At 70.1% G+C, this 22468-nt stretch carries 18 protein-coding genes and 1 pseudogene; 12 read left to right on the top strand and 7 right to left on the bottom strand.

The features are described 5' to 3' along the window. Nucleotides 1-92: 92 nt before the first annotated feature. The 3 genes and pseudogenes from ACFOM9_RS11830 to gpmI all read right to left on the bottom strand — a co-directional run. A pseudogene (locus ACFOM9_RS11830) lies at nt 93-1430 on the bottom strand (S41 family peptidase); the annotation flags it as partial. Between the two features lie 249 nt (nt 1431-1679). Next, entirely contained in the window at nt 1680-2933 is a 1254-nt protein-coding gene (locus ACFOM9_RS11825; RefSeq protein WP_386710751.1) for a murein hydrolase activator EnvC family protein, read from the bottom strand. After that, nucleotides 2933-4498 carry a 2,3-bisphosphoglycerate-independent phosphoglycerate mutase gene (gpmI, locus tag ACFOM9_RS11820; protein ID WP_386710748.1) on the bottom strand — a complete coding sequence of 522 codons (1566 nt, stop codon included), beginning with the start codon at nt 4496-4498 and terminating at the stop codon, nt 2933-2935. The genes ACFOM9_RS11825 and gpmI overlap by 1 nt, the downstream gene beginning before the upstream one ends. Before the next feature lie 119 nt (nt 4499-4617). On the opposite strand from gpmI, the gene ACFOM9_RS11815 reads away from it, so the two are divergent. The 5 genes from ACFOM9_RS11815 (at nt 4618) to ACFOM9_RS11795 (ending at nt 10873) form a co-directional block, all read left to right on the top strand. Further along, on the top strand, nt 4618-5319 hold the full coding sequence (locus tag ACFOM9_RS11815) for a hypothetical protein (protein ID WP_386710745.1): 702 nt from the start codon (nt 4618-4620) through the stop codon (nt 5317-5319). 82 nt (nt 5320-5401) lie between these two features. Beyond that, a complete protein-coding gene (locus tag ACFOM9_RS11810) occupies nt 5402-7189 on the top strand; it encodes a M28 family metallopeptidase (RefSeq protein WP_386710742.1) in 1788 nt (595 codons plus the stop codon). A 203-nt stretch (nt 7190-7392) separates the two neighbouring features. After that, on the top strand, nt 7393-8559 hold the full coding sequence (locus ACFOM9_RS11805; RefSeq protein WP_386710739.1) for an XAC2610-related protein: 1167 nt from the start codon (nt 7393-7395) through the stop codon (nt 8557-8559). A gap of 51 nt (nt 8560-8610) precedes the next feature. After that, nucleotides 8611-10389: an XVIPCD domain-containing protein gene (locus ACFOM9_RS11800; protein WP_386710736.1), complete on the top strand. Its 1779-nt coding sequence runs from the start codon at nt 8611-8613 to the stop codon at nt 10387-10389. A gap of 94 nt (nt 10390-10483) precedes the next feature. Further along, the gene (locus tag ACFOM9_RS11795) at nt 10484-10873 is read left to right on the top strand and encodes an MAPEG family protein (protein ID WP_386710733.1); all 390 of its coding nucleotides are present in this window, start codon (nt 10484-10486) and stop codon (nt 10871-10873) included. Nucleotides 10874-10875: 2 nt separating this feature from the next. On the opposite strand, the gene ACFOM9_RS11790 is transcribed toward ACFOM9_RS11795, so the two are convergent. Continuing rightward, entirely contained in the window at nt 10876-11367 is a 492-nt protein-coding gene (locus ACFOM9_RS11790) for an MgtC/SapB family protein (protein ID WP_386710730.1), read from the bottom strand. A 161-nt stretch (nt 11368-11528) separates the two neighbouring features. Then, on the bottom strand, nt 11529-12767 hold the full coding sequence (gene tyrS, locus ACFOM9_RS11785; protein ID WP_386710727.1) for a tyrosine--tRNA ligase: 1239 nt from the start codon (nt 12765-12767) through the stop codon (nt 11529-11531). Nucleotides 12768-12957: 190 nt separating this feature from the next. Here tyrS and ACFOM9_RS11780 point away from each other — a divergent pair, with 190 nt between their 5' ends. Both ACFOM9_RS11780 and ACFOM9_RS11775 read left to right on the top strand, forming a co-directional pair. Beyond that, nucleotides 12958-14445, top strand: a complete 1488-nt coding sequence (locus tag ACFOM9_RS11780) for a M23 family metallopeptidase (protein WP_386710724.1) — start codon at nt 12958-12960, stop codon at nt 14443-14445. Nucleotides 14446-14650: 205 nt separating this feature from the next. Next, a complete protein-coding gene (locus tag ACFOM9_RS11775) occupies nt 14651-15796 on the top strand; it encodes an anhydro-N-acetylmuramic acid kinase (protein ID WP_386710721.1) in 1146 nt (381 codons plus the stop codon). A gap of 207 nt (nt 15797-16003) precedes the next feature. Here ACFOM9_RS11775 and ACFOM9_RS11770 read toward each other — a convergent pair whose 3' ends face one another. Continuing rightward, nucleotides 16004-16267 (bottom strand): hypothetical protein, encoded by a 264-nt coding sequence (locus ACFOM9_RS11770; protein ID WP_386710718.1) that lies wholly within the window; start codon nt 16265-16267, stop codon nt 16004-16006. A 194-nt stretch (nt 16268-16461) separates the two neighbouring features. Here ACFOM9_RS11770 and ACFOM9_RS11765 point away from each other — a divergent pair, with 194 nt between their 5' ends. Further along, complete coding sequence (locus ACFOM9_RS11765; protein WP_386710715.1) at nt 16462-17796, top strand: AmpG family muropeptide MFS transporter; 1335 nt, start codon at nt 16462-16464, stop codon at nt 17794-17796. 18 nt (nt 17797-17814) lie between these two features. Here the strand turns inward: ACFOM9_RS11765 and ACFOM9_RS11760 are convergent, their stop codons facing one another. Continuing rightward, on the bottom strand, nt 17815-18633 hold the full coding sequence (locus tag ACFOM9_RS11760) for an exodeoxyribonuclease III (RefSeq protein ID WP_386710712.1): 819 nt from the start codon (nt 18631-18633) through the stop codon (nt 17815-17817). 195 nt (nt 18634-18828) lie between these two features. Between ACFOM9_RS11760 and ACFOM9_RS11755 the strand changes: the two genes are divergently transcribed. The 4 genes from ACFOM9_RS11755 (at nt 18829) to ACFOM9_RS11740 (ending at nt 22467) form a co-directional block, all read left to right on the top strand. Next, a complete protein-coding gene (locus ACFOM9_RS11755) occupies nt 18829-19320 on the top strand; it encodes a GNAT family N-acetyltransferase (protein ID WP_386710709.1) in 492 nt (163 codons plus the stop codon). Between the two features lie 185 nt (nt 19321-19505). Continuing rightward, nucleotides 19506-20183, top strand: a complete 678-nt coding sequence (gene pyrE, locus ACFOM9_RS11750) for an orotate phosphoribosyltransferase (protein WP_386710706.1) — start codon at nt 19506-19508, stop codon at nt 20181-20183. After that, a complete protein-coding gene (locus ACFOM9_RS11745; protein WP_386710702.1) occupies nt 20180-20833 on the top strand; it encodes a hypothetical protein in 654 nt (217 codons plus the stop codon). The genes pyrE and ACFOM9_RS11745 overlap by 4 nt, the downstream gene beginning before the upstream one ends. A 389-nt stretch (nt 20834-21222) precedes the next feature. Then, on the top strand, nt 21223-22467 hold the full coding sequence (locus tag ACFOM9_RS11740; RefSeq protein WP_386710699.1) for a beta-ketoacyl-[acyl-carrier-protein] synthase family protein: 1245 nt from the start codon (nt 21223-21225) through the stop codon (nt 22465-22467). The last annotated feature ends 1 nt before the right edge of the window (nt 22468 follow it).

The raw sequence follows: 22468 nt of genomic DNA, 5'->3' as shown, positions 1-22468 counted from the left end.
CCAGGCAGTCGTCCACGGATCCAGCGCAATGACTTATCCGGTCTGTAAACGCCGCTGCAGCACTTTGGGTGGGCTGAAACAGTACCTCAGGGTCTCTCCACTGACGCAGATGCCGACACCGCCGGCTTCTTGAGCTCGGCCAGCGCCGCCGCGATCGGCGCGTCGCCCTCGAGCACGTCGCCCGCATTGCTGCCGGCGACCTCCTCGTCTCCCTGCAGGTGACCGGGCAACAGCGCCTCGGCATAGTCGGCGTGCGCGGCGGCAGCCTCCTTGCCTTCGGGCTGGAGCACCACGTCCGGCTCGATGCCGCGCGCCTGGATCGACTTGCCGCTGGGCGTGTAGTAGCGCGCGGTGGTGAGCTTGACCGAGTCGCCGTTGTCCAGCGGCAGCAGGGTCTGCACCGAGCCCTTGCCGAACGTGCGGCTGCCCACCACGCGCGCGCGCTTGTTGTCGTGCAGTGCGCCGGCCAGCACTTCCGAGGCGCTCGCCGAACCCGCGTCGACCAGCACCGCCACCGGCGCGCCCTGCATCAGGTCGCCCGGCGTGGCGGAGAACTTGGCGTCGCTGATGGGGGTGCGGCCGCGGGTGCTGACGATGCCGCCGGCGTCGAGCAGGTCGTCCGCGATCTGCACCGCGGTGGTGAGCAGGCCACCGGGGTTGCTGCGCAGGTCCAGCACCAGCCCGCGCAGCTTGCCGCTGCCGCTGCCCGCCTGCAGGCGCTTGAGGGTCGATTCGAAATCGGTGGCGGTGTCGGCCTGGAACGCGCTGATGCGGATGTACGCGTAGCCGGGCTCCAGCATCCGCCCGCGCACGCTGGCCACCTTGATGGTGCCGCGGGTGACGCTGATCTGCAGCGGTTTTGGTTCGCCTTCGCGCACGACGGTGAGCTTGACTGTGCTGCCCGGCTCGCCGCGCAGCGGACCCTGGCCTTCGGCGCTCGCGGGCGTCAGGGTCTTGCCGTCGACGGCGATGATGGTGTCGCCGGCCTTGATTCCGGCGCGCGCGGCCGGCGTGTCGTCGATCGGCGCGATCACCTTGACCTTGCCGTCGGGCAGCTGCTGCACCTCCACGCCGATGCCGTCGTAGGCGCCGTTGGTGTCCTCGTCGAACGCTTCGGCGTCGTCCCGGTCGAGGTACGCGCTGTGCGGGTCGAGGTCCAGCAGCAGGCCGCGGATCGCCGAGCCCATCAGCGCCTTGTCGTCGACGGGCTCGACGTAGGCTTCCTTGATCGCGTTGTAGACCGCGACGTAGCGCTTGATCTCTTCCAGCGGCACGCCGCTGGCCGCGCTCTCGACCGCGTCGGGATCGTCGCCCGGCTCCACCACATCGACGGCGGGATCCCCGTCCTGCGCCTCGACCGGCAGTTGCTGCGCGAACGCAGGCGCGGCGAGCAGCAGGGCGATGGCGAGGATCGGAAGGGTAGGACGCATGCAGGACTCCGCGGGACATCGTGGCGTGGCGCGCGTTGGACCACCGGGCCGCGCGCGGGTTCTCTGGATTATGCGGGGTGGCGACCGGGTTCCGTTAAGGAGCCCCTGAATGGAGTCGACCGGCGTTGCAGGCTGCCCGGGCAGCGGCGCATGCAAGGCCTGCCGTGGCGCGCGCCAAGGCCGCGATGCCATGCGCAACCGCTGGTGTCCACGACCGCTCTTCGGCGGTCTCCCATCGAACGCCGTCGGTCAGCGCTTCTGCAGCCAGCTGTTGGGGTTGACCGGGCTGCCGTTGCGGCGCAGCTCGAAATACAGCGCCGGGCGGCCCTGGCCGCCGGAGTTGCCGACGCTGGCGACCGGATCGCCGCGGCTGACCCGGGCACCGGCATCCTTGAGCAGCGCGTCGTTGTAGGCGTACAGGCTCATGTAGCCGTTGCCGTGATCGACGATCAGGATCAGCCCATAGCCGGTCATCCACTCGGAGAACACCACCGTGCCGTCGGCGACCGCCTTGACGGTGGTGCCCGCCGGCGCACCGATCAGCACGCCCGAGCTCTTGTGGCCGTCGGGCATGGCCGCACCGTAGCCGGCGACCAGCGTGCCCGAGACCGGCCAGCCGAGGCCGCCGACCTGGATCGGCGCGGTCTTGGCCACGTCGATCGGCGGCGGTCGACGCTTGTGCTCCGGGGCCGATCCGCCTTCGCGCTTCGCCCGCTCGGCGGCCGCGGCCGCCGCCGCTGCGGCACGGCGCTCCGCGGCGGCCTTCGCCGCGGCCGCGCGCAACTGCGCCAGCAGCTTCTGCAATGATTTCGCGTCGCGGCCGAGCGCCTTCTCGCGATCAGCCCGGTCCTGGTAGCGCTTGTCGAGCTGGGCGACCGTGGCGCTGCGTTCGCGCCGGTCGCGCTCGAACTCGGCCAGCTGTTCGCGCTGGCGCGCCTTGGCGGCGTCCAGCGCCGCCTGTCGCTCGCCGATTTCGCGCTCGACGCGTTCGAGTTCGGCCAGTTGCGCGGTCAACGTTGCGATGCGCGCCGTGCGATCACGCTGCAGGTAGCGGTGGTAGGCCAGCGCGCGACTGGCTTCGGCGACCTTGTCCTGCGCGAGCATCAGCTTGAGCGGCGCGTCGTCGCCGATGACGTACGCGGCGCGCAGCAGGTCGCCGAGCTCGCGACGCTGGGCGGCCAGCGATCCCTGCAGCGCATCGCGCTGGTCGCGCAGCCCGGCCAGCGTCGCCTGCTGGCGGGCGAGTTCGGCCTCCGTCTCGCGCAGGCTGCGGACCGACGTGCCGACCTTCTCGTCGACCTGGCGCAGCTGGCGACTCGCATCGCCGCGCTTTTCCTCGATCTTGCGGCGCTCGGCGGCGACTTGCTTCAGCTCGCGATTGACCTTCTCCAGCTTGCGCTGGGCATCGCGGCTGCTTTGCGCCTGCGCCGGCACGACGGCCGCGCCCAGGACGCCGGCGAGGACGACCGCCGACCACCATCCGGGGCGGTGCACAGCGCGCATCAGCCGGCGGCGAACAGGCTGCGGCCGGTCATCGCCTCCGGCTTCGGCAGGCCGAGCAGGTCGAGCACGGTGGGCGCCACGTCGCGCAGCGAACCGCCGGCGCGCAGCGTCGCGTCGCCGCGCTGCCCCACGTACACCAGCGGCACCGGGCCGACGGTGTGCGCGGTGTGCGGCTGGCCGGTGGCGGGGTCGCGCATCATTTCCAGGTTGCCGTGGTCGGCGGTGACCACCAGCGCGCCGTGCGCGTCGCGGACCGCGGCCTCGACCGCGCCCAACGCGACGTCGACCGCCTGCGCGGCCTGGATCGCGGCCTGCAGGTCGCCGCTGTGGCCGACCATGTCGGGATTGGCGATGTTGCAGATGACCAGGTCGAAGCGGCCCGAGCCGATCGCCGCGACCAGCTTCGCGGTCAGCTCCGGGCAGCTCATCTCCGGCTGCAGGTCGTAGGTGGCGACCTTGGGGCTCGGCACCAGGATCCGTTCCTCGCCTTCGAACACGTCCTCGCGGCCGCCGCTGAAGAAAAAGGTGACGTGCGCGTACTTTTCGGTTTCGGCGATGCGCAGCTGCGTCAGTCCGCTGCGCGCCGCCAGTTCGCCGAGCGTGTCGCGCAGGTCGTCGGGCGCGAACGCCACGTCGGCCGGCAGCCTGGCGTCGTATTCGGTCAGGCAGACGAAGCGCGCAAGCGCTGGCCGCCGCACGCCGCCGCCGGCCTCGCCGAAGCCCTCGAAAGCGGGCGACACGAACGCCGCGGTGAGCTGGCGCGCGCGGTCGGCGCGGAAATTCATGAACACCACCGCGTCGCCGTCGGCGATCGGCGCGGCGCCGTCGAGCACGGTCGGCAGCACGAATTCGTCGTTCTCGCCGCGCGCGTACGCCGCCTCGAGCGCGTCGGCGGCAGTGGCCGCGTGGTGCGCCGACTTCGCCTCGACGATCGCATCCCACGCCAGCCGCAGCCGCTCCCAGCGCTTGTCGCGATCCATCGCGTAGTAGCGACCGCTCACCGTGGCGATGCGCGCATTGCCGAGCGCATCGCAGCGCGCCTGCAGCGCGGCCAGGCTGGCCGCGGCCGAACGCGGCGGGGTGTCGCGGCCGTCGAGGAAGGCGTGCACCGCCACCTTGGGCACGCCGGCACGATGCGCTAGATCGAGCATCGCGAAGATCTGGCGCTCATGGCTGTGCACCCCGCCCGGGGACAGCAGGCCCATCACCTGCAGCGTGCCGCCGTTGGCCTTCACCGCCTCGCAGGCGGCGTCCAGGGCGGGGTTGTCGAGGAAGCTGCCGTCCTCGATCGCGGCGTCGACCCGGGTCAAGTCCTGGTAGACGATGCGGCCGGCGCCGAGATTCATGTGCCCGACCTCGGAGTTGCCCATCTGCCCGTCCGGCAGGCCGACGTGGCGGCCCTCGGTGTGGATCAGGGTGTGCGGGCTGCCGCTCCACAGGCGCCGCCAGTTCGGCAGGTCCGCCTGCGCCAGCGCGTTGTCCGCCGGGTCGTCGCGATGGCCCCAGCCATCGAGGATCAGCAGGACGACCGGCTTGGGGCGGGGAGCGCGGGAGGCGTCGGACACGTCGGGAGGGCCAGTGACTAAGGACAGATGCGATTGTAGCGAAGCGCGCGCAGGCTAAGCCCTGACGGCCGAGCGCCGCACAACGCTATCCTCGCCCCATCGCCGCACCGGAGTCCGCCATGTCCGCCATTCGCCGCCTGCCCCTCGCCTTCGCCCTGTCGCTGCTGCTGGCCGCCGGGACCGCGGTTGCGGCATCCGACGATGCGGCGGCAGGCGGCGACATCGACAAGGTGAACGGAAGCATCACCGCCGAATCCGGCCAGGCCTACGGCAACCTGGAAACCGTCAACGGCAGCATCCGCCTGCAGGACGGGGCACATGCCAGGGACGCGCAGACCGTCAACGGCAGCGTCAAGGCCGGCGACAACATCGAGGCCGAGGATCTGGGGACAGTCAATGGCGGCATCCGCGTCGGCAGGCAGGCGCGCATCACCGGCGGCATCGAAACCGTCAACGGCGGGATCTTCGTCGACAGCGGCGGCAATGTCGCCAACAACATCGAAACGGTCAATGGCGCGATCGGCATCGTCGGGACCGAGCTGGGCGGCGGCATCGAGACCGTCAACGGCGACATCACGGTCGGGGTCGATTCGCACGTCCACGGCGGCATCAAGGTCAGCAAGCCGACCAGCAATTGGATGCCGATCAAGTTCGGCAACAACCGCAAGCCGCGGATCGTGATCGGACCCAACGCGGTGGTCGACGGCGAGCTGGTGTTCGAACGCGAAGTCACCCTGTACGTGCACACCAGCGCCCGCATCGGCAAGGTCACCGGCGCGACGCCGGTCGCCTTCGACACGCCGAGCGCGCCGCGCGACTGAAGGCCGCGCGCGTGCCGGTCGCTCCGGCACGCCCGACCGCATGCGCCTAGAATCCGGGGTTTCCACCGCAGGAACCTTCCGGATGCACGCCCGACATCTCCTGTTCTGCCTGCTCGCCGGCGCCGCGCTGGCCGCATGCCACCGCGAACCGACCGCGCCCGATACCGCCGCCGCGCCGGCGCCCATGGCGCCCGCGGCGGCCGACACGCAAGCCCCCGCCTCCGCGCACACGTTCAACGACGACATCGATGCCGGTGATTTCTCCGAGCTGGTGAAGACCCTGGCGTCGGACGCGTTCGCCGGCCGCGGACCCGGCACGCCGGGCGGGGAGAAGTCGGTCGAGTACATCAAGGCCCAGTTCGAACGCATCGGCCTGCAGCCCGGCAACAACGGCGCCTGGTTCCAGGACGTGCCGATGACCGAGACCACCGCCGACGAGTCGACCGCGCTGACGCTGGATGTCGCCGGCAAGACGTCGGTGCTCGCGTTCGGCGACGACATGGTGATCGGCACCCGCTCGGGCGAGTCGGACGTCAAGGTGCAGGACAGCCCGCTGGTGTTCGTCGGTTACGGCGTCGATGCGCCAGAACTGGGCTGGAACGACTACGCCGGCGTCGACGTCAAGGGCAAGACGGTGGTGATCCTGGTCAACGACCCGGGCTTCCACGCCAACGACGACGCACTGTTCGAAGGCAAGCGGATGACCTATTACGGCCGCTGGACCTACAAGTTCGAGGAAGCCGCGCGCAAGGGCGCCAGGGCGGCGCTGATCATCCACGATACCGCCGGCGCGTCGTACGGATGGGACGTGGTGCGTGGCTCGTGGTCGGGCGCGCAGTACGACCTGCGCGCGGCCGACGATCCGGCGCCGCGCCTCCCGGCGCAGGGCTGGATCACGGGCGAGGCGGCGAAGACGCTGTTCGCCGACGCCGGACTCGACCTCGACGCGATGTACAAGGCGGCCAACAAGCGCGGCTTCAAGGCGGTGCCGATGAAGGCGATGGTGTCGTTCGACCTCAAGAGCACGATTTCCGAGAAGTCGTCGCGCAACGTGATCGGCGTGCTGCCCGGCACCGCGAAGCCCGACGAGGCGGTGGTGTACATGGCGCACTGGGACCACCTCGGCCAACACGACGGCGAGCAGACGCCGGACGGCAAGACCGACGTGATCTACAACGGCGCGGTCGACAATGCGACCGGCGTGGCGGGCATCATCGAGGTCGCCGAGAAGTTCGCCAGGACCACGCCGGCGCCCGGGCGTTCGCTGGTGTTTGTTGCCGTGACGCTCGAGGAATCCGGCCTGCTCGGCTCGCAGTACTACGTCGCGCACCCCGCGTTCCCGCTCGACAAGACCGTCGGCGTGATCAACATCGACGCGATGGGCGTGTACGGCAGGTCGCACGACCTGGTGGTGGTCGGCAAGGGCAACTCGGAGCTCGAGGACCTGCTCAAGGCGCAGACCGACAAGCAGGGCCGCACGCTCGAGCAGGAAAGCACCCCGGAAAGCGGCTTCTACTTCCGCTCCGACCATTTCAACTTCGCCAAGGCCGGCGTGCCGGCGCTGTACACCGAGAGCGGCGAGGACCTGGTCGAGGGCGGCCGCGCCGCGGGCGAGGCGGCGGCGAAGGATTACAACGCCAACCGCTACCACAAGCCGTCCGACGAATATTCCGACAGTTGGAAGCTAGATGGCGTGGTCGAGGACCTGCAGGCCCTGTACGGCGTCGGCCGCGTGCTGGTCGACGGGGACCAGTGGCCGAACTGGTACGAGGGCAACGCCTTCCGCGCGGCGCGCGAGAAGATGATGGCCGGCAACGGCGAAGGTTCGAACAACGGCGATCGGCAGGAGCCGAAGCCTGACGCGAACTGACGTCGGCATTCGATCGTTGCGGAAACGGCGCCGGTGGGCGCCGTTTCTGTTTGTGGGCCGGTAAGGATTCCGTGCCCGTTCCACCGCGGCGCGCGGGCGGCGCCGGGACAGCAGAGTTCTGTGGATGGCGTCACATCGCCTGCCGCAGGCCCCGGATTGTGGCCTGCTAGGATCGCATCGTCCCGGGACACGGAATCATTGCCATGGATTGCATCAGTCATCGGCCCGCATCTGTTGGCCGCGAACTAGGCGGCATCCAGCGTCGACCCGCGCGTCACCTGCTCCTGCGCACGCACCGGCTTTCGCAGGCTCTCGCCTTGCTCGTGCTCGTCATGGCTTCCGCAACGGTGCCCGCACGCGAACCGGTACGCAGGCCTCCTCCGCCGACGGGAGCGGAACTGCTGCAATCCCGGCACGAATCGCTTCGCCCGTCCTACTTTTCCTGCATGGATTATGCCGCGGGTGCAGAAGCGCGGGAGACATGTGTGGACGAGGAGTTTGCCTACCAAGAGGGCGAGCTTGAACGCATCTACCATGAGAAGCTCGCGACGCTGTCACCTCGCGATCAGAATGTCTTGGGTGACATCCTACGCCGCTGGATTCAGCAATCTCACAATGACGTTCGCTGCAAGATGCCTGACAGGCCAACAGCTACCCAGCGCTTGGCTGTCAAACAATGCCTGACTGCCACAACGATCAGCCAGTGGCGGAACCTGTCTGATTCCAACTACGTCGCGCTGCTCATCCAGAGCGAGATCAACCCGCGCAAGCGCGACAATCCGGAAGAACGGGAAATACCGGCGCTCGGCGACTTCGGGCTGCCCGATCCGGACGGCAACCTCGAGTTGCAGCTCGGCGACATCCAGATCCGGGGCCAGGTCGAGGACTGCAAGGGATCGGTGAAGCGCTACTGCGCGGTCCGGTCGCTGACCGTGGCCACGCGCCACGACGAGCAGTCGTTCAAGCCGCCGCAGCTGGCCTTCCTCGACGCCGCCGACCCACGGTTCGGTTTCGACGTCACCGCCTATCGCGGCGACCTGTCCTCGGGCTTCACCAGCATGCTGCCCACCTTCATCGTCTACGACCTCAACAGCGACGGCCACGAGGACCTGATGCTGTGGACCGACTTCTACGGCAGCTACGGGGATCCCTCGTATACCTACTACCTGTTCGATCCCGCCCACCAGGCATTCGTGGAAGCCCCGACGCTGGCCAAGGCCACCCACGGCTTCACCCTGTCCCGGATCCGCCTCAACCAGATGGACCTGTGGTACCGCGACGGCCCGTGCCTGCGCGGCGAGAAGGTCCTCGAGATCCGGGGAACGACGCCGGTCGAGATCTCGCGCAACGACTACAGCACCTGCGACTAGCAACGCCACTTCCCGGCGGAGGACCCGTCGGTTCAACGAAAAGGATGTCCGATGAGCGACGGCTACGGCAAGCACACCTCCGGGTTCGGAATCACCCGCGAGCAATCGGTCGATCTGATCGTCCAGTCCTGCCTGGACAACGGCATCAGCGACACCCGGCAGATCGCCTACGTGCTCGCCACCGCGCAGCACGAGTCGGGCAACTTCCGCTCGCCGGAAGAGGACTGGGGCCGCAAGCAGGCCGTGACCCTCGCCTATCACGGCGGCGAGGCGTATTACGGCCGCGGCTACGCCCACCTCACCCACCACGAGAACTACCGGGACATGGGCGATCGGCTCGGGCTTGGGGACGCGCTGGTCGCCACGCCGCAGCGCGCCGCCGAGCCGGGGATCGCCACGCGGGTTCTGGTAATCGGCATGCAAGAAGGCAGGTTCACGCCCGGGCATACGCTGGATCGCTACATCAACGACCGTCAGGCCGACTACGAGGGCGCCCGCGCGATCATCAATTCCCGTGACACGGCGACGGCAACTCCCATCGCCAACCTGGCGCGGCACTGGGAAGGCGAAGTGCCTGCCCTGGTCAGCAGGATCGAGCGCGAGGGGATCGATCCCCTTCCCGTACAGGCCGCGCAGCCGCCCGCCATGCTCCTGGCCAAGGGCGACGCCAGCCAGGACGTGTTCGAGATGCAGCAGTACCTCGCCGCGCTGAACATGCGGGACGATCAGAATAGGGACATCGTGCCGGACGGCGACTTCGGACCAGGGACGGAACAGGCGGTGCGGCGCTACGAGCTTGCCCGCGGTGTGGAGCCACCGAGTGGACAAGTGGATGCTGCGCTGTTCACCCATCTCCGGGACGATACGCTGCAGGCGCAACCGGGTTTCAGGCGCCGCACCATGACCGATTTGCACGGACCGCTGCAGGACGGCCAACTCCAGCGCGGCGATCGCGGCGAGCCGGTGTACGAGCTTCGCCTGCAGCTGGAAGGGCTCGGTTACATCAGAAATCCGCGGCGAAGCTGGGCCCAGGATCGCGACTACGGCGGCACCATGGAAGCCGCGATCATCGAGTTCCAGCAATCACAGAACACCGCCCAAACCGGGGTGGCCGAAACGGACACTCGCCGAAGTTTGAACGACCTGGCCGTTGCCCAGGGCCTCGCCCCCACCACCGAATTCGACCGCGCCGAAAACTGGCCGCCGATGCCGCCGCCCTACACGCGCGCCGAGTACCAGCTTGAAAGGGCGCCCCGCGCGCAGGCAGCGCCGGCAGTGCCACCGCCGGCCGGCGAGCCGGAACGGCGCCGGGACGATGCCATCCAGGGCGCGAGACCAACGGCGGAGGGGCGCGGCGCTCCGGGCCTCGGCCAGCCGGTGGGCGATGCGCGCGACAACCTGGATCTGTCGCACCCCGCCCATCCGCGCCACGCGCTCTACCAGGACTGCGCCGCCGGGGTGAATGCGCTCGACCGCCAGCTTGGACGAACATCGGACGCACGCAGCGCATGCATGAAGGCCAGCCTGGCCGAACTTGCGATCCGCAACGGACTGGACCGCGTGGACCACGTGCTGTTGAGCATCCGCAGCGGCGAGGTCCAGGCAGGCCAGAACGTGTTCGTGGTGCAGGGTGCGCTCGGCGATCCTGCGCACCGGCGTGCGCACATGCGCACGGATGCGGCGGTGGCGAAGGAGCCCGAGGCGTCGTTCCGCGAGATCGCGGCGCTGGATCACGGGCGGTCGGGTTACGCCGTGGAGCAGGCGCGACAGGAGCAGGCGGCCCAGGAGCAGGAGCACCAGGCGCGCAGCGCCGCCACGAGGCACGTCTGACCCCGTCCTCCCAGGGCCGGGCTGCGGCGTTTACGCTCGGCCACCGATTTGTGTTGTATTGGCGACATACCGCCACCGCCGCCGGAGAGTCCGCATGTCCATCGCCTACTGGTGCATCCTCGCTGCCGCGCTGCTGCCGTATGTCTGGGCTTTCTTGGCCAAGCGCGGGCCGCGCTACGACAACCACGATCCGCGCGGCTGGCTGGCGAAGCGGGACGACCCGCGCGCGCATCGCGCCAATGCGGCACATCTCAACGCGTTCGAAGCGTTCGCGCCGTTCGCCGCCGCCGTGCTGATGGCGCAGGCGGCAGGCGTCGATCCCGCGCTGGTGGCGACGCTGTCCCTGATCTTCGTGGCCCTGCGCGTGTTGCACGGGATCTTCTACGTCACCGACTTGCACCTGATGCGCAGCGTAACCTGGATGGCGGGCTTCGCCTGCGTGCTGTGGATGATGGTTGCGGCCGCGCTGCAGGTTGGCGGCTGAAGTCAGTCCGTGCGCGAATCGCGGCGGCGCGCACCGGATTGGCGTTCGACCCAGGCCAGGATGAGCAGTACCGCCAGCGTCAGCGCGGTCGCGCCGAAGGCCAGCACGTGCGCATGCACGCCCACGGCAATGCCGATGGCCGCGACCATCAGCAACGAGGCCGCGGTGGTGATCCCGGTGACCCGGTCGTCGCCGCTGCGGAAGATCGCGCCTGCGCCGAGGAAGCCGACCGCCGCCACCACCGCTTCGATCAGGCGCAGCGGATCGACCCGGACCAGCTCGCGGTAGTGCTCGCCGCTGTAGCGCACCGCAAGCAGGTCGGCCAGCCCCACCAGCAGCGCGGCGGCGCCGGCAACCAGCATATGGGTGCGAAATCCCGCCGGCCGGTCCTTCATCTCCCGCTCGAAGCCGATCACCCCGCCGAGCACCATCGCGTAGGCGGTGGCGATGAGCACGTTGAGCTGCGCGGTCCAGTCGTTGACAAGCTGTTCCATGCGCCGACAGTGCAACGAGCGCCGTCACTGCCACGTCATGGGTAGCTGCGGCGCCGCGACGAGAAGCCGGCGACGCACGACCATGCGCAATCCGAATCCGCAGGCGATATCCAGTCGCGACGCGCGTCGCCCGGGAAAGCCCGTTGCGTCAGGGTGCGTGACTACGCCGAGGCTACCAGCCGCACCCGCGCGAAGTTGCGCTTGCCGACCTGCAACACGCCCTCGAAACCTGGCGCGAAGGTGGTGCCGGGGTCTTCGACCACGTGGCCGTCGACCTTCACCGCGCGCTCCTTGAGCTTGCGGTTGGCCTCGGAGTTGCTCTGGGTGATGCCCGCGGCCGTAAGCAGCGGGGCGATGCGGATGCCTTCGCCGGGCACCGCCACGTCCTGCAGCGGAAGCAGCGCGGTGTCGCCCTCGCCGCGCACGGCGGCATGCCAGCCGGCCACCGCGGTGTCGGCGGCAGCCGGATCATGGAAGCGCGCTGCCAGCTCGCGCGCCAGGCGCAGCTTGACGTCGCGCGGGTTGAGCGCGCCGGAAGCGACGTCGTCGCGCAGTCGCGCGGCCTCGTCGATGCCGATCTCGAAGCTCAGCAGTTCGATCCAGCGCCACATCAGCGCGTCCCCGATCCGCATGGTCTTGTTGACGATGTCGATCGCCGGCTCGTCGATGCCGATGTAGTTGCCGAGCGACTTGGACATCTTGTTGATGCCGTCCAGGCCCTCGAGCAGCGGCATCGTCAGCACGACCTGCGGCGCCTGGCCGTGGTTTTCCTGCAGGCCGCGCCCCATCAGCAGGTTGAATTTCTGGTCGGTGCCGCCGAGCTCGACGTCGGCTTGCAGCGCCACCGAGTCGTAGCCCTGCACCAGCGGATACAGGAACTCGTGGATCGCGATCGGCTGCTGCGCGGTGTAGCGCTTGGCGAAATCATCGCGCTCGAGCATGCGCGCGACGGTGTGCTGCGCGGCCAGGCGGATCATGTCAGCGGCGGTCATCTTGCCGAACCATTCGCTGTTGAAGCGCACCTCGGTGCGCTCCCGGTCGAGCACCTTGAACACCTGCGCGGCGTAGGTCCGGGCGTTGGCCAGCACGTCCTCGCGCGTCAGCGGCTTGCGGGTGACGTTCTTGCCGGTCGGGTCGCCGATCATCCCGGTGAAGTCGCCGATCAGGAAGATCACCTGGTGGCCGAGGTCCTGGAACTGCCGCATCTTGTTGAGCAGCACGGTGTGGCCGATGTGCAGGTCCGGCGCAGTCGGATCGAAGCCGGCCTTGACGCGGAGCGGGCGGCCGAGCCGCAGCCGCGCTTCGAGCTCGTCGCGCTTGAGGATTTCGTCGGCGCCGCGGCCGAGAATGTCCAGCGCGGCGGAGTCGGAGGCATCAGGCAGTTCGGGAAGGTGGGACACGGCGGATCCGGTGACGATGAAGGGCATGAAGTGACAATCGCCGTGACGGCGTTCGTGGACACAAAGTTAACACGCAGTTAAGTGGGTGGTTGTCGGAATTCCCTTCAGGGTCAAGCGTTTGACGCGCACTTTTCGCGTGACTATGGTAGCGCCCTGACGGGCCCTTCACGCTGGGCCGGGACCGCTTTCGATGACCCAGCCCACTTCGCCCCAGGATTCCGCCCGTGGGCGCCTGATCCGGATCCGCAACCTCCGCGCCGCCGCCCTGAACGGGCGCGAGCTCGCTGCCGTGCTGCCGGCCGGCTTCAACGGCCGCTGGACCCGCCGCCACTGGGCCCACGCCAGCCTGTTCGCCATGCTCGGCACGCTGACCATGGCGCTGGTGCCGGGGTTCTCCAATGCGATGTCGTCGAGCGCGTCGCAGAGCGCCTCCATGGCGCCGAGCACCACGCTGTCGCTGCTGCTGCCGCCGCTGCCGCGCGCCGCCACGCAGCCGGTCGCCACCGGTTCCAACTGGCAGCTGGTCAGCGTCGCCAAGGGCGAGACCCTCAGCCATGTGTTCGAGCGCATGCAGCTCGGCCAGGCCGACCTGCAGCGCGTGCTTGCCCAACCCGGCGCGCGCGACACCCTGCGCCGGCTGCGGCCGGGCACCGAACTGGCGTTCGAACTGCAGCCGGCCGCGGCCGGCAAGCCGGCGGCGCTGCGCGCGTTCCGCTACGACCGCGACGACATCCACCGCGTCGAGCTGTACGTCGATGGCGGCAAGGTCACCGAGAAGGTGGTCGAGCGCCCGGTCGAGGTCCGCACCGCGGTGGTCAGCGGCAGGGTGGGGCGCTCTCTGTTCCATTCGGCGCGCAGGCTGGGGCTGTCGGGCGACAACGTGCGCACCCTGACCGACGAGATCTTCAAGTACGACATCGACTTCAACTCCGACGTCGCCGCCAGCGACCGCTTCTCGGTGGTGGTCGAGCAGACCTGGCGCGAGGGCGAGATGATCAAGAGCGGTCCGATCCTGGCCGCCACGTTCACCGCGCACGGCGACATGCACAGCGGCTTCCGCTACGAGCGCAAGGACAAGGCCGAGTACTTCAGCGCCGACGGCCGGCCGCTGAAGAAGGCCTTCATCCGCATGCCGGTGCAGTACACCCGGATCAGTTCCCGGTTCACCAGCGCGCGCAAGCATCCGATCCTCGGCCGCACCCGCGCGCACCAGGGCGTGGACTTCGCCGCGCCCACCGGCACCCCGGTCATGGCCGCCGGCAACGCGCGCGTGGCCTTCGTCGGCTGGAAGGGCGGCTACGGCCGCGCCGTGATCCTCGACCACGGCCGCGGCTACACCACCCTGTACGGACACCTGTCAGGGTTCGGCAAGATCAAGGCCGGCCAGCACGTGTCGCAGGGCACGGTGATCGGCCGCGTCGGCAGCACCGGCTTGGCCACCGGCCCGCACCTGCACTACGAATTCCGCATCAACGGCGTGCACCGCAATCCGATGGCGGTGACGATGCCGCCGCCCGAGCCGCTGCACGGCGCGCAGCTGGCCGAATTCCGCTCCCAGACCGGCCCCGCCCTGGCCCGCATCCGCAAGGTCGAGGACATCATCTACGCCGATGTGGGCGGCGATGCCGGCGACAAGCGCGTGGCGAGCGCGACCAGGCCCGGCGCCAAGAAGGGCTGATCCCGGGCCGGCATTGCGCCGGCCCGGACCGATCGCGAAACCCGGCAAGGCCTGGATCCGCGGCGCTCGAGGGATCGCCGGCGATCGAGGCGTCCTCACTGACACACCCCGCCTCGGCACCCGCTGGCACGGCACGACGCAATCGCGGACGCCGCTGCGCGCAGCCGACGCCCGTCGCAGCCCGCCGCGCTCCTACAATGCCGGCATGCCCGCATCCCTCTACCTCGGCCTGATTTCCGGCACCAGCGCCGACGGCATCGATGCCGCGCTGGTGGAATTCGACGACGCGACGGGGGCGAGCGCGACGCAGGCGCGTCTGCTCTTCGGCCGCACCTATGCCTGGCAACCCGCGCTGCGCGCGCAGCTGGTCGAACTGGGCCAGCAATCGGCGCAGGTGTCGCTGGACGCGGTCGCCGAACTCGACGTGCGCATCGGTCGGGCGTTTGCCGACGCCGCGCTGCGGGCGTTGGCCGACAGCGGCATCGGCGCCGCCAGCGTCGCCGCGATCGGGTCGCACGGACAGACCCTGCGCCACCGCCCCGAGGGCCGTGCCGGGGAGGACGACCCCGTGTCCTACACGCTGCAGCTCGGCGACCCGAGCACCATCGCCGAGCGCACCGGCATCTGCACCGTCGCCGACTTCCGTCGCCGCGACGTGGCCGCCGGCGGCCATGGCGCTCCCCTGCTGCCCGCCCTGCATGCCGCCCTGCTGCAGAGCGGCGCCGAGGACCGCGCGGTGCTCAACCTCGGCGGCATCGCCAACCTCACCCTGCTGCCGCGCGCAGGCCAGGCCGGGGTGCGCGGCTTCGATACCGGGCCCGCCAACGGGCTGATGGACGCGTGGTGCCTGCGGCATCGCGGCGAGGCCTTCGACCGCGACGGCGCCTTTGCCGCGCAGGGCCGGGTCGACGACGCCCTGCTCGCGCGCCTGCTCGCGGAACCGTGGTTCGCGCTGCCGCCGCCGAAATCCACCGGCCGCGATCGCCTGCACCTGGGCTGGGTCGAGTCGCAGCTGCGCGGCGGCGAGGCGCCGCACGACGTGCAGGCCACACTGCTGGCGCTGACCGTGCGCACCATCGCCGATGCCCTGCACGCCACGCAGCCGGGCCCCGCGCGCGTGATCGCCTGCGGGGGCGGCGTGCACAACCGCACGCTGATGGCGGCCCTGGCCGAAGCCCTGCCCGGCTGCGCGGTGGAGTCGAGCGCCGCACACGGCCTGGACCCGGACGCCATCGAGGCAATGGGGTTCGCATGGCTGGCGCGCGCGACGCTGCGCGGCGAGGCGGGCAACCTGCCGTCGGTCACCGGCGCCTGCGGGCCGCGGGTGCTGGGCGGAATCTACCCCGCGTAAAGCCCGGCTTTCTCGATCAAAGCCCGATGGGCAGACCTCCGCGGTCGCGGCCCATGTGGGAACGGGCTCTGGGAGCGAGCCTCTGCGGGAACGAGGGTTGTCGGAGCAGCCATGGTCGCGGTGTCGCCGGCGGAATCACCGCCGAGGCCGCCTCCACTGGACCGGCCCGGGCCGCAGTCCTGACCGACCCACAAGGCGCCGCCGCAGCTACGACACGGGCTGCTCGGGCACCTTGCCGATCATCGCGAAGCCGTGATCGTCGGGAATCTCCTGGAGCGCCGCCAGCGCGGCCTGCAGCACTTCGCTCTCGGAGTTGTCGAAGTGCACCCGACCATCCCCCTCGTAGACATGCAGGCCCTGTTCGAGCAGGTGCAGCAGGGTGCGCGGCAACGTCCAGCCGCGCGCGTCGGCGACACGTCGGATGCGGTCGACCAGCACCTGGTCGACGTCGTGGAGGACGATCTCGGTCATGTCGGGCCCCGGGGCTTCCTGCATCGGCGCACCATCCGCCGGCGCGGCTCCTTGATACCCCGCGCTGGCGACGCAGGCAAGCCCGTGCCACTCCCGACATCGACCCGCAGGCGACCGGCTGCCGGCGCGACCGGCGGCACACGACGCCGGCACACGCCCGCGGGAGCCGCCGGCGCATCAGTTAGCATGCCGCCATGACGACATCCTCCTCGCCGGCACGCGGCGGCCCGCTGGCCTGGATCCGGCCCTACCTCGAACCGGCGCCGATGGGCGCGCTGCTGCTGGGCATCTCGTCGGGCTTCCCGTACGCGATGATCGGCGCGACCCTGACCACCCGCCTGGCCCAGGACGGGATCGACAAGAAGAGCGTCACCGCCTTCGCCCTGGCGTTCCTGGTCTACAACATCAAGTTCCTGTGGGCGCCGCTGGTCGACCGCTTCCACCTGCCGCTGCTCGGCCGGCTCGGCCAGCGCCGGTCGTGGCTGTGGCTGTCGGCCACGCTGGTCGCGCTGGCGACGATCCACCTGGGCCTGATCGATCCGGACGCGAACCTGGCGCAGGTCGCATTCGCCGCGGTGGCGCTGGGCGTGGCCGGCGCCACGTTCGACATCGTCATCGACGCCTATCGCATCGAGTTGCTGCGGCCCGAACAGCTGGGCGTGGGTTCCGGCATGTCGCAGTACGGCTGGCGCCTGGGCGCGGTGGGCGCGGGCGCGCTGGCGCTGCTGGTCGCCGAGCCGCTGGGATGGAGCGCGGCGTACGCCGCGTGCGCGGCCTTCGTCCTGCCGGCCGCGTTCGTCGGCCTCTGGCTGGGCGAACCGGCGCGCCATCGCGATCCTGCATCGCGGCGCGGCATGGCGGCGGCCTGGGCGGCGGTCGCCGGGCCGCTGGGCGAGTTCTTCCGCCGCAAGGGCGCGATGCTGGTGCTGCTGTTCGTGCTGCTGCACAAGATCGGCGACACCCTGGCCAACCTGACCCTGCGGCTGCTGCTCAACGACCTGGGCTTCAGCAACACCGAGATCGCCACCTACGACGTCGGCGTGGGCTTCGCGACGATGCTGCTGGGAATCTTCGTCGGCGGCATCCTGTACGCACGGATGGGCTTGAAGGCCTCGGTGCTGCTGAGCCTGGTGCTGATGGCGGTGTCGAACCTGTCGTTCGCGGTGCTCGCGCACCTGGGCCACAGCAACGGCATGCTGGCGTTCACCATGGGCTTCGAGAACTTCGCCAGCGGGATCGGCGGCGTGGTCGTGGTCGCCTACCTGTCGGCGCTGTGCAACCTGTCGTTCACCGCGACCCAGTTCGCGCTGCTGTCGGCCGCGGCGTCGATCGTTGGCCGCTTCGTCAGCGGCACCACCGCCGGGGCGATGATCGAGCAGATGGGCTACGTCAACTTCTACCTGCTGACCACGGTGCTGGCGCTGCCGGGCGTGGCGCTGTTCACGTGGATGATGAAGGCCGGGCTGGTCGATGCGTCGATCGCCGAGCAGGACGTGCGCCGCGCCGCGGCCCATCGCGGCGACGACTGACCGACGTGGTCGCGTGACTCAGTCGGCGTAGTCGACCGTGAACGGCGCGTGGTCCGAGAAGCGCGGCTCGCGCAGGATCGAACACCCCCGCAGCCGGTCGCGCAGCGACGGCGTCACGAACTGGTAGTCGATGCGCCAACCGACGTTGTTGGCGCGCGCCGCGCCGCGGTTGCTCCACCAGGTGTAGTCCTGGCCTTCCGGATTGAGCGCGCGGTAGGCGTCGACCCAGCCGCCCGCGCAGGCCGCCGTGCCATCGCTGCCGCCGTCCTCGCAGATCCTGCCGTTGAGCCAGGCGCGCTCGGGCGGCAGGCAGCCGGAGTTCTTCTGGTTCGACTTCCAGTTCCTGATGTCCAGCGCGCTGCGGACGATGTTCCAGTCGCCGCACAGCACGTAGTCGCGGCCGCTGGCCAGCCATTGGTCGAGGATCGGCCCCAGCCAGTCCATCGCCTCGAACTTGAAGCCCTGGCGCAGTTCGCCCGACGAGCCGGACGGGATGTAGAACGACACCACGCTCAGGTTGCCGAAGCGCGCCTCGATGTAGCGGCCCTCCTCGTCGAAGGACTCACGGCCCAGCGCGGTGCGCACCTCGTCGGGTTCGCGCCTGCTGTAGATCGCCACGCCGCTGTAGCCCTTCTTGGTGCTGGCGTCGCGGAACCAGGCCTTGTAGCCGGCCGGCAGGAAGTCGGCGTGCGTCCCGTCCGTGCCGGCGAGCTGGTGCTCCTGGGCCTTGGTTTCCTGCATGCACAGCAGGTCTGCGTCCTGGGTGATGAACCAGTCGAAGAAGCCCTTGCGTGCCGCGGAACGCACGCCGTTGGCGTTGAAGCTGATGATGCGCATGGATGGAGAGCCGGGATTTGGGGATTGGGGGTTGGGGCCGGAGATTGCGACTGGCGGTCACGCCTTCCGGCCTTCTTTCCCGCGAAGGCGGGAATGACGCCGTTATGGATTCGGCAGGGGAAAGCGTAACGCAACGCATTCGCGGCGCGGGCGTGCGGCGCTGCGATGCATGACCGACCCCGCTACCATGCCGGCATGTTCGCCAAGCCCGATCTCCACGTCGCACCGGTCACCCCGGAACTTGTCGACGCCGTGCGCGCACTGCGCGTGGCGCCGGAGCAGGCGCCCTTCGTCGGCGACACCGGCTTCAACCTCGACGACGCGCTGCGCGACGAGAACAGCGAGGCGATGGCGATCCTGGTCGGCGCCACGCCGGTCGGCTTCTACCGCCTCGACTTCGCGCCGACGATCGTCGCGCGCCGCTCGATCGGCGAGGCCAGCGTCGGCCTGCGTGCGTTCTTCCTCGCTGTCGGCTGGCAGGGCCGCGGCCTGGGCACGCGTGCGGTGCAGGCCTGCTGCGAAGACCTGCAGGCGCGCCATCCCGACCGCCGCCTGCTGGCGCTGAACGTGAATTGCCGCAACGTCGCCGCGATCAACGCCTACCGCAAGGCCGGCTTCGTCGACACCGGCGAGCTGTACCTGGGCGGCAGCGCCGGGCCACAGCACCTGATGGTGCGCAAGCTCTGAGGCCCGCATTCCCGCGCCCCACGCCACACACCCCGGCTCCCGTGGGAACGGCTTCAGCCGCGCGCTCTTGCTCTTGACCCTCCCCAGCCTTCGAGGAGGAAGCCAAAAGCTCGCGGCTGAAGCCGCTCCCACAAGAGCATCGCCGCGGCTGGCATCATGTCCGGATCGCCACGCCCGCCAGCCCGATGTCCGCCGACCACCGCACCCGCTTCCTCCAGCTCGCACTCGACGCGCAGGCGCTGCGCTTCGGACAGTTCACGCTCAAGTCCGGGCGCGTGAGCCCGTACTTCTTCAACGCCGGGCACTTCGACTCCGGCGCGGTCCTGGCGGCGCTGGCCGGCTGCTACGCCGACGCCATCGAGGCGGCCGGCATCCAGTTCGACCTGCTGTTCGGCCCCGCCTACAAGGGCATCCCGCTGGCCACCGCGCTGGCCTGCGAGTACGCGCGCCGCGGCCGCGACCTGCCGCTGGCGTTCAATCGCAAGGAGGCCAAGGACCACGGCGAGGGCGGGAGCCTGATCGGCGCGCCGCTGGCCGGGCGCCGGGTGCTGGTGGTGGACGACGTGATCACCGCCGGCACCGCGATCCGCGAGGCGCTGGCGATCATCGCCGCGGGGGGCGGCACGCCGGCGGCGATCGCCATCGCGCTCGACCGCCAGGAGCGCGTGGCCGACGGCGACGACCGCTCGGCGGCGCGGGTGGTCGCACATGAACAGGGCATCCCGGTGATCGCCATCGCCGGGCTGTCGGACCTGTTGGCGTTTGCCGGCGAAAGCGCGACACTGGCCGCCGAACGCGACCGCCTGCTCGCCTATCGCGAGCGCCATGGCAGCGATCGACCGGCCGGGGGGACGGAACGATGAAGACAACGATCACGGGACTGGCCTGCGCGCTGCTGCTGGCGAGCATGGCGGCGCCGGCGCAGGACAAGGCGCCGGCCAACAAGAAGATCTACTGCTGGGACGAGAACGGGCACAAGGTCTGCGGCGACGCGCTGCCCGCCGATGCCGCCGACGCCGCCCGCACCGAGATCAGCGCCCGCACCGGCATCGCCGTGCGCTCGGTCGAGCGTGCGCCGACCGACGAAGAGCGCGCCGCCGCGGCCGGCGCCCGCAAGCAGGCCGCGCTCGACGCCGAGGCCGAGGCGGCCGCCAAGCGCCGCGACCTGGCGATGGTCGAGTCCTACGCCACCGAGGACGACCTGCGCCGCGCCTACGGCGAGCGCATCACCCTGGTGGAGGAGTCGCTCAAGACATCGCGCCTGGGCCTGGTCAACCTGCGCCAGAGCCTGCTCAGCCTGCTGCGCCAGGCGGCCGACCTGGAACTGCAGTCCAAGCCGGTCAATAAGGCCCTGACCGGCAACATCCAGCGCCAGCACGGCGACCTGCTGCGCCAGCAGGTGGTCCTCGAGCAGCAGCTGAAGGATCGCCAGTCGCTGGGCAGCGACCTGGAGGAAGCCCTGTCGCGCTATCGCGCGCTGAAGGCGCCGGACACGGCGGCGGGCAACTCGTAGCAGGCGACCAGCGAGTCCCGCGTCGCGCCCGGGATCGGTACCCGGACCCGCTCTGCACCGGCGAAGATCAACGGGCATGCCTTGCTGGCCCGCCCGGCCCCATCCTCGAACGCGGAGATTCTGCTCTCCGTTCCGCTGAACGGCGATGCCGTGCTACCGGCGACTGCCCATCCGCGGCGACGCGACTTTCGACCACTGGTACCGATCAACGCCGATCGCGGATGGCTCGATCGGGTCGTCAGCAGCCCCGTGAGCGCGAGATACCGCGGATCAGCGCGACCGCCACGCAATCCGGGCACATCCTCCACCGCCGATCCACGCGGCGGCTGGAATGCACGCATGCACGCCGGGCGCCACGGCCTGCTCGCTATACTTCCGGACTTTCCCGAATGGACGTCCCACGCGTGCCGCAAGTGCAATCGTCGCCAATCCCGCCGGCATTGGCGATCACGGCCCACACCGCCACCACCGCGCTCGGGCGCGGACGCGATGCCCAGGCCCGCGCCCTGCGCGAACGCATCGGCGGGCTGCGCCGCAACGACTTCGGCACCGGCGCCACGGACGAACAGCGGCTCGACACCTGGATCGGGCGGGTGGACGGCCTCGATGAGGCCGCGCTGCCGGACGCGCTCATGCCCTGGGACTGCCGCAACAACCGGCTGGCCTGGCTGGCCCTGCAGCAGGACGCCATGGCCGAGCGGGTCGACGCCGTGCGCACGCGCCACGGCGCCGGGCGCGTGGCGCTGGTGCTCGGCACGTCGACCTCGAGCATCGGCGCCACCGAAGAGGCCTACACGCGGCTGGTCGACGACGGCCGGCACTTCCCGCCCGACCTCGACCAGCCGATCGTGCACACGCCACACTCGCTGGGTCATTTCGTGCAGCAGGCCACGGGCCTGCGCGGGCCGTGCATCACGATCGCCACCGCCTGTTCGTCGAGCGCCAAGGTGTTCGCACAGGCGGCCAGGCTGATCCAGGCCGGACTGGCGGATGCTGCGCTGGTGGGCGGAGTCGACACCCTGTGCGGCAGCGTGCTGTTCGGCTTCAACGCGCTGGGGCTGGTCTCGTCGGCGCCGTGCCGTCCGTTCGATGCGGCACGCGACGGACTGTCGTTGGGCGAAGCCGGCGGTTACGCGCTGCTGGAGCGCGCCGAACCCGGCAAGCCGGGGTTGCGCCTGTGCGGCTACGGCGAGTCCAGCGACGCCCACCACATGTCTACGCCGCATCCCCAGGGCCTGGGCGCGCGCCTGGCGATGCAGGCCGCGCTGACGCGCGCCGGCATCGACGCCGCGCAGGTCGGCTACCTCAACCTGCACGGCACCGCGACCCCCGCCAACGACGCGGTCGAGGCGCAGGCGGTGGCGGCGCTGTTCCCGGACACCCTGCACGCCAGCTCGACCAAGGGCTGGACCGGCCACACGCTTGGCGCGGCGGGGATCGTCGAATCGGTATTCGCGCTGATCGCACTGGAAGAAGGCCTGTTGCCGGGCACCCTCAACAGCACGGTTCGCGACGACGCCTGCGGGCCGCAGATACATTTCGACAACGCCCGCTCGGGCAGCCTGCGCTACGCGATGAACAACTCCTTCGGCTTCGGCGGCAACAACTGCTCGCTCGTGTTCGGGATGGCCTGAC

Origin of the sequence: Luteimonas notoginsengisoli (assembly GCF_042648885.1) — a bacterium.
GTDB lineage: Bacteria > Pseudomonadota > Gammaproteobacteria > Xanthomonadales > Xanthomonadaceae > Luteimonas > Luteimonas notoginsengisoli.
The sequence above is the reverse complement of the archived record's forward strand: the minus strand, read 5'-3'. Positions and strand labels throughout refer to the sequence as shown.

Excerpts from the sequence above, each read along its gene's own strand:
- ACFOM9_RS11825 (WP_386710751.1), bottom strand. The coding sequence starts at position 2,933 with ATGCGCGCTGTGCACCGCCCCGGATGGTGGTCGGCGGTCGTCCTCGCC.
- ACFOM9_RS11815 (WP_386710745.1), top strand. The coding sequence starts at position 4,618 with ATGTCCGCCATTCGCCGCCTGCCCCTCGCCTTCGCCCTGTCGCTGCTG.
- ACFOM9_RS11810 (WP_386710742.1), top strand. The coding sequence starts at position 5,402 with ATGCACGCCCGACATCTCCTGTTCTGCCTGCTCGCCGGCGCCGCGCTG.
- ACFOM9_RS11805 (WP_386710739.1), top strand. The coding sequence starts at position 7,393 with ATGGATTGCATCAGTCATCGGCCCGCATCTGTTGGCCGCGAACTAGGC.
- ACFOM9_RS11800 (WP_386710736.1), top strand. The coding sequence starts at position 8,611 with ATGAGCGACGGCTACGGCAAGCACACCTCCGGGTTCGGAATCACCCGC.
- ACFOM9_RS11795 (WP_386710733.1), top strand. The coding sequence starts at position 10,484 with ATGTCCATCGCCTACTGGTGCATCCTCGCTGCCGCGCTGCTGCCGTAT.
- ACFOM9_RS11790 (WP_386710730.1), bottom strand. The coding sequence starts at position 11,367 with ATGGAACAGCTTGTCAACGACTGGACCGCGCAGCTCAACGTGCTCATC.
- ACFOM9_RS11780 (WP_386710724.1), top strand. The coding sequence starts at position 12,958 with ATGACCCAGCCCACTTCGCCCCAGGATTCCGCCCGTGGGCGCCTGATC.
- ACFOM9_RS11775 (WP_386710721.1), top strand. The coding sequence starts at position 14,651 with ATGCCCGCATCCCTCTACCTCGGCCTGATTTCCGGCACCAGCGCCGAC.
- ACFOM9_RS11770 (WP_386710718.1), bottom strand. The coding sequence starts at position 16,267 with ATGACCGAGATCGTCCTCCACGACGTCGACCAGGTGCTGGTCGACCGC.
- ACFOM9_RS11765 (WP_386710715.1), top strand. The coding sequence starts at position 16,462 with ATGACGACATCCTCCTCGCCGGCACGCGGCGGCCCGCTGGCCTGGATC.
- ACFOM9_RS11760 (WP_386710712.1), bottom strand. The coding sequence starts at position 18,633 with ATGCGCATCATCAGCTTCAACGCCAACGGCGTGCGTTCCGCGGCACGC.
- ACFOM9_RS11755 (WP_386710709.1), top strand. The coding sequence starts at position 18,829 with ATGTTCGCCAAGCCCGATCTCCACGTCGCACCGGTCACCCCGGAACTT.
- pyrE (WP_386710706.1), top strand. The coding sequence starts at position 19,506 with ATGTCCGCCGACCACCGCACCCGCTTCCTCCAGCTCGCACTCGACGCG.
- ACFOM9_RS11745 (WP_386710702.1), top strand. The coding sequence starts at position 20,180 with ATGAAGACAACGATCACGGGACTGGCCTGCGCGCTGCTGCTGGCGAGC.
- ACFOM9_RS11740 (WP_386710699.1), top strand. The coding sequence starts at position 21,223 with ATGGACGTCCCACGCGTGCCGCAAGTGCAATCGTCGCCAATCCCGCCG.